Below are 6,000 nucleotides of genomic sequence, written 5' to 3'. Positions count from 1 at the left end.
TCTGCGAAGCAGAAGATTTGTTACTGCGCTTTCCAGTTCTTCGCTTTCGCGTTTCCCTTTCCGGCGAGTCCGACTCTATCAGATCCTTTCGGGCCCGACTCCCAGTCAGCGGGGTTTGTCTTCCCGGCTGTTGGGCCGTTCCGACGTCCAAACTCTAGCGGATTTTCCCGGCGGCTCGTAATCGAGCCTTCGAAATGAATTCCGGCATGCCGAAATCGTCCCGAGTGGGAGATCGTGCTGAGTTTGAGTTGCCGCATTCGCGGCGGGATCGGTTGTCGCAAAACCGTTCCGGCCCCATGACAACTCGAAGAACCTTACGGATCGGGTGGGGGCGTGTCAACTCCGCCAGGTCAAGCCGTTTTCCGGCGTGTCCCCTGCCCTGCGTCTCCCCTGCCCTGCGTGTCCCCGTCCGGTGCGGGTCAGTCCAGGTCCGTGAGGCGGCCGCCGGCGTCCGGCTGGGTGTGCTCGACCCTGCGCAGGAGGCGGATCAGCATCCCGCCGAGGGCTCCGCGCTCCTCGCCCGAGAGGTCCTGGAGCAGGTCCTCCTCGAAGGCGGATGCCATGCGCATCGCCTCCAGCCACTTCGTACGCCCCTCATCGGTCAGTTCGACGATGACGCGTACGCGGTTGTTCTCGTCCCTGTCCCGCGTGACCAGACCCTCGTTCGCCATGCGGTCGATGCGGTGGGTCATCGCCGCCGGGGTGAGACCGAGGCGCTTGGCCAGCTCCCCCGGGCCCAGCCGGTAGGGGGAGCCCGCCACGACAAGAGTCTTGAGGACCTCCCACTCGGCGTTGCTGATGCCGAGGTCGGCCAGGTGGCGTCCGTACCCGACGTTCATCCGGCGATTCAGCCGGCCGAGGGCCGAGACGACCTGCTCGACCTGGGGATCCAGGTCGCGGAACTCGCGCTGATAGGCGGCGATCTGTTCGTCGAGGCTCGGCTCCTGGAGGCCGGAGGGCTCGGTGGTGTCAGACATGGCGGGCAGTATGGCACGCCTTCCATTGGCGTCGAAGTCCTTCGTTCTGTACTGTTGAAGTTCTAACTTTACTGTTGAAGTCTTTGGACGTGAGTCCTTCGTGAGCTTGAGGTAGGTGAGTGTGACCAGGGAAATGGGCGCAGCGCTGCGGCGGATCCAGCTGGGGAGCGCGCTGAGCGCGTTCGGCGTGGGGTTCACCGTTCCGTATCTGTACGTCTATGTGGCACAGGTGCGGGGTCTGGGCGCCGGTACGGCGGGAGTCGTGCTGGCCGTCTTCGCCATGGCGGCGCTGGCAGTCCTGCCGTTCACCGGGCGGGCCATCGACCGGCGCGGTCCGATGCCGGTACTGATCGTCGCCGCCGTGGTGGCGTCCGTGGGCGCCGCGGCCCTCGGACTTTCGTCGAACGTGTCGACCGCCGTGCTGTCGGCCGCCGTCCTCGGTGCGGGCACGGCCGTCATGTCGCCGGCGCTCGCCACGATGCTCGTCCAGTGCTCCGGCGCCGCCACCCGTACGCGCGCCTTCGCGATGCAGTTCTTCCTGCAGAACCTGGGGCTCGGCATCGGTGGTCTGGTCGGCGGGCAGATCGTCGACACGAGCCGGCCGGAGACCTTCACGCTGCTGTTCCTGATCGAGGCGGCGATGTTCATCGTGCTCGGCGTCGTCGCGGTGACGGTGCGGATGCCTCGCTCCCCCGCGTTCGCGGACGCCAGGCCCACCGACGGGTCCGCCGCGAAGGGCGGGTTGCGGATGCTGCTCTCCCACCGGGCGATGGTGCAGCTGTGTGTACTGGGCTTCGTGCTGTTCTTCGCCTGCTACGGACAGTTCGAGTCCGGTCTTGCGGCGTACGGCACCGAGGCTGCCGGGATCGAGCCGTCGACGCTGGGCATCGCGCTGGCCGCCAACACCGCGGTCATCGTCGTGGCGCAATTCGTCGTGCTGCGGCTGGTGGAGCGCCGCAAGCGCAGCCGGGTCATTGCCGCGGTCGGGCTGATCTGGGCGCTCGCCTGGATCGTGGCGGGGTACGCGGGGCTCGGGCACGGCAGCCAGACCATGGCGACGGCCGCGATGATCTCCACGTACGCCCTGTTCGGACTCGGTGAGTCGATGCTCTCGCCGACGGTCGCGCCGCTGGTCGCCGATCTGGCGCCAGAGTCGATGGTCGGTCAGTACAACTCGGCCTTCGCCCTGGTCAAGCAGCTCGCGCTGGCGGTCGGTCCGGCCGTGGGCGGGCCGATGGGAGCCTCGCTGCACGGGCCGTACATCGTGACGTTCGTGCTGTTCTCGCTGGGCATCACGGTGATCGCACTGCGGCTGGGGCGCCTGCTCACCCCCGTACAGGATCAGCCTTCGCTCGCGGTGGTGCCGTCGCGGGTGGTGGCCGCGTCGGTGCCGGACGCCGAAGCGGCAGCCACAGCGACGGCCGAGCCGGCGACCGCCCCCGTTGCGGCTCCTGCGGTTTCAGCCGCGGCTCCTGCTGCCGCTCACTGAGGCAGCGCGAACTCGCACCAGACCGCTTTGCCGCCGCCGGGTGTGCGGCGGCTGCCCCAGGACGAGGCGATCGTCGCGACGATGGAGATGCCGCGGCCCGCTTCGTCCACCGGCTCGGCGCGGCGGCGACGCGGCAGGTGGTCGTCGCCGTCGGTCACCTCGATGATCAGGCGGCGGTCGGTGCGGCGCAGGCCCAGGCGCATCGGCGGGGTGCCGTGCTGGAGGGAGTTCGCCACCAGTTCGCTGGCGGCGAGGACGCCCAGGTCGCACAGTTCCACCGGGAACCGCCACGACGTCAGGACGCCGGTGGCGAAGGCGCGGGCGCGCGGGGCCGCTTCGATGCCGCCGAGGAGATCGAGCGAGGCGTTGTGGAACAGCTCTGCGTTCGCCCCTGTGCGGGCCGGGTGCTGGACCACCAGCACCGCCACGTCGTCGTCGTGTTCGGCGGTGACCCCGAGGGAGCGGATGAGACGGTCGCAGACCACCTGCGGTGATCCCTTGGCACCGGAGAGGGCGCGCTCCAGGGCCGCGACCCCCTCGTCGATGTCCTCGCTGCGGCGTTCCACGAGACCGTCCGTGTAGAGGACGGCGGTGGAGCCGGGCGGCAGCGCGATCGTGCCCGACGTGTGGATCCAGCCCCCGGTGCCGAGCGGCGGTCCGGTCGGGTCCTCGGCGCGGCGCACCGAACCGTCCTCGTCGCGTACGAGGATCGGGAGGTGGCCGGCGGAGGCGTAGACGAGCCGGCCCTCGTTCGGATCGTGGACCGCGTAGGCGCAGGTGGCGATCTGGCTGGCGTCGATCTCGGCGGCGAGACCGTCGAGCAACTGCAGCACCTCGTGCGGCGGGAGGTCGAGGCGGGCGTAGGCGCGGACGGCGGTGCGGAGCTGGCCCATCACCGCGGCGGCACGCACCCCGCGGCCCATCACGTCCCCGATGACGAGCGCGGTGCGGCCCGCGCCGAGGGTGATGACGTCGTACCAGTCGCCGCCGACCGCCGCGTCCGTGCCGCCCGGCTGGTAGGTGGCGGCGACCCGCAGGTCGTCGGGGTGCTCCAGCTCCTGCGGGAGCAGGGAGCGCTGGAGGGTGACGGCTGTCTCGCGGTGGCGGCGCTCGCTGGTGCGGAGGCGCTCGGCCGCTTCGGCGTGGTCGGTGACGTCGGTTGCGTAGACGAGAACACCGCCCTCGCTCCCCTTGCCGCTACCGCTGCCGCCCTTCTTGCCGTGGGCGGCGGGCGTGGCGACCGGGGTGCAGGTCACGGTGTACGAGCTGCCGTTGCGGACCTTGCGGGACTTGACCGTACGCGGCGTGCCGCTGCGCAGGACCTGGTCCATGAGGGGCAGCAGGCTGAGCTCGTCGAGCTCCGGCATCGCGTCGGCCGCCGTGGCGCCGGCGGGGCGGGGACCGAAGGCTGTGGCGTAGGCGTCGTTGACGTACGCGATGCGGTGGTCGGGGCCGTACACCAGGGCGACCGGGGCGGGCAGCCGGCCGAGGAGCTCGCGGGCCGGGAGATCCTCCAGCGCGGGTCCGGGGGCCGGTTCGGAGACCGGTCCGGAGACCTCTCCGAAGGCCTTGGGGGTGTTTCCGTCCGGTGCGGCGGACCCTGGCCCGGCCCCGGCGTACTCGCCGCGGGCCGCGGGCACCGAACTGCGGTCGTCCCGGGCGGCGGCGCGACGCTGCGTTCCCGGTAGGCGGGCGCTCCAACGCGTGAAGTTCACGGAAATTCTGGCCTCGTGTGTCGGTCTGGTCCGCTCGGGCGGGCTGCTTCCTCTGCCGGCTCTGCTACCGGCTCTCTTCCGCCGGGGTCAGGGGCACCGGGGGCCGGACCCCCGGTGAGGCGCAGCCGGGCCTCGTCGTACTGGTCACTGTTGGTCACGGTCGGCCGGGTCACTCTGTGCAGGTGTGGACCAACCTATGGTCACACGTCCAGTGTGACGGACCGTACTGACAGTCAGCCATCCTGCTTGGGCGGACCGTCGTCCCCGGTGCGTCTGCCCCCGGCGGCGAGTTCGAATTCGGCGCGCGGGTGTTCCAGCGAGCCGAGGGAGACGATCTCGCGTTTGAAGAGTCCGGCGAGGGTCCATTCGGCAAGGACGCGGGCCTTCCGGTTGAAGGTCGGGACCCTGCTCAGGTGGTACGTACGGTGCATCAGCCAGGCCGGACAGCCCTTGAGTTTGCGTCCGTAGATATGGGCGACGCCCTTGTGGAGGCCGAGCGAGGCGACGGAGCCCGCGTAGCTGTGCCGGTACTCCTTGAGCGGTTCGCCGCTGATCGCCGCGAGGATGTTCTCGGCGAGGACCTTGGCCTGGCGCACCGCGTGCTGGGCGTTGGGCGCGGTCTCCGTGCCCGCTTCACCGGCCGTCAGATCGGGAACGGCCGCGGCGTCCCCGGCGGCCCAGGCGTGTTCGGCGCCCTCGACGGCGAGCTGCGCGGTGCAGCGGAGCCTGCCGCGTTCGGTGAGGGGCAGATCGGTGGCGGCGAGGATCGGGGCGGGCTTGACGCCTGCGGTCCACACGAGCGTGCGGGTCGGGAAGCGGGAGCCGTCGCTGAGGACTGCGACCCGGTCCTCGCAGGAGTCCAGCCGGGTGCCGAGGCGTACGTCTATATTGCGGCCGCGCAGCTCCCGTACGGCGTACTTGCTCATCACGTCGCCGACCTCCGGCAGGATCCGGTCGGACGCCTCGACGAGGATCCATTTCAGGTCCTCGGCCTTGATGTTGTGGTAGTACCGCGAGGTGTAGCGGGCCATGTCCTCGAGTTCGGCGAGCGCCTCCACGCCCGCGTAGCCGCCGCCGACGAAGACGAAGGTGAGGGCGGCGTCGCGGATGGCCGGGTCGCGGGTGGCGGAGGCGATGTCCATTTGCTCGATGACGTGGTTGCGCAGGCCGATGGCCTCCTCGATGGTCTTGAAACCGATGCCGTGGTCGGCGAGGCCGGGGATCGGGAGGGTGCGCGAGACGGAGCCGGGTGCGATGACAATCTCGTCGTACGGGATCTCCAGGGCGCCGGTGCCGTCCTCGCCGGTGGCGAGCGTGGTGACGGTCGCGGTGCGCTTGGCGTGGTCGACGCGCTGCGCCTCGCCGATGACGATCGTGCACTGCGCCAGCACGCGGCGGAGCGGTACGACGACATGGCGCGGCGAGATCGAGCCTGCGGCCGCCTCGGGCAGGAACGGCTGATACGTCATGTAGGGCTCGGGCGTGACGACGACGATCTCGGCCTCGCCGGACTTGAGTCTCTGCTTCAGCTTCCGCTGGAGACGCAGCGCTGTGTACATCCCGACGTAGCCGCCGCCGATGACGAGGATGCGCACACCCGGCGGCGGGCCGGGGGGTGTCCCCCGGGAATCTGAAGCCATCACCTCCCCATGACGCAACGTGCTCAGGTATTTGTCCACAGCCCCGGCAAATTGTGTGACCGAAGGTTCTGGATGGGCCGCTGGGGCCGGCCACCGGGGCAATACGGAAGCTGCGCAGGTCAGACGTTGCAGTGGGGGTGGCGGAGAGGGGCGGAATCAGGAATCAACCGGTCCTTGCT

The 6,000-nt window shown here is 70.1% G+C and carries 4 protein-coding genes; 1 reads left to right on the top strand and 3 read right to left on the bottom strand.

Annotated features, from left to right (window positions below; all coding sequences use genetic code 11):
• Positions 1-419: 419 nt before the first annotated feature.
• The gene (locus ACWD6R_RS12835) at positions 420-977 is read right to left on the bottom strand and encodes a MarR family winged helix-turn-helix transcriptional regulator (protein ID WP_451818701.1); all 558 of its coding nucleotides are present in this window, start codon (positions 975-977) and stop codon (positions 420-422) included.
• A 133-nt stretch (positions 978-1,110) separates the two neighbouring features.
• Between ACWD6R_RS12835 and ACWD6R_RS12830 the strand changes: the two genes are divergently transcribed.
• Entirely contained in the window at positions 1,111-2,466 is a 1,356-nt protein-coding gene (locus ACWD6R_RS12830; protein WP_451818706.1) for an MFS transporter, read from the top strand.
• On the opposite strand, the gene ACWD6R_RS12825 is transcribed toward ACWD6R_RS12830, so the two are convergent.
• Together ACWD6R_RS12825 and ACWD6R_RS12820 are read right to left on the bottom strand one after the other, a co-directional pair.
• The gene (locus ACWD6R_RS12825; protein ID WP_451818700.1) at positions 2,460-4,181 is read right to left on the bottom strand and encodes an ATP-binding SpoIIE family protein phosphatase; all 1,722 of its coding nucleotides are present in this window, start codon (positions 4,179-4,181) and stop codon (positions 2,460-2,462) included. The genes ACWD6R_RS12830 and ACWD6R_RS12825 overlap by 7 nt on opposite strands.
• A 233-nt stretch (positions 4,182-4,414) precedes the next feature.
• A complete protein-coding gene (locus tag ACWD6R_RS12820) occupies positions 4,415-5,821 on the bottom strand; it encodes an NAD(P)/FAD-dependent oxidoreductase (RefSeq protein WP_451818699.1) in 1,407 nt (468 codons plus the stop codon).
• Between the last annotated feature and the right edge of the window lie 179 nt (positions 5,822-6,000).

The sequence above is a fragment of the Streptomyces sp. NPDC005151 genome (assembly GCF_053599875.1).
The sequence above is the reverse complement of the archived record's forward strand: the minus strand, read 5'-3'. Positions and strand labels throughout refer to the sequence as shown.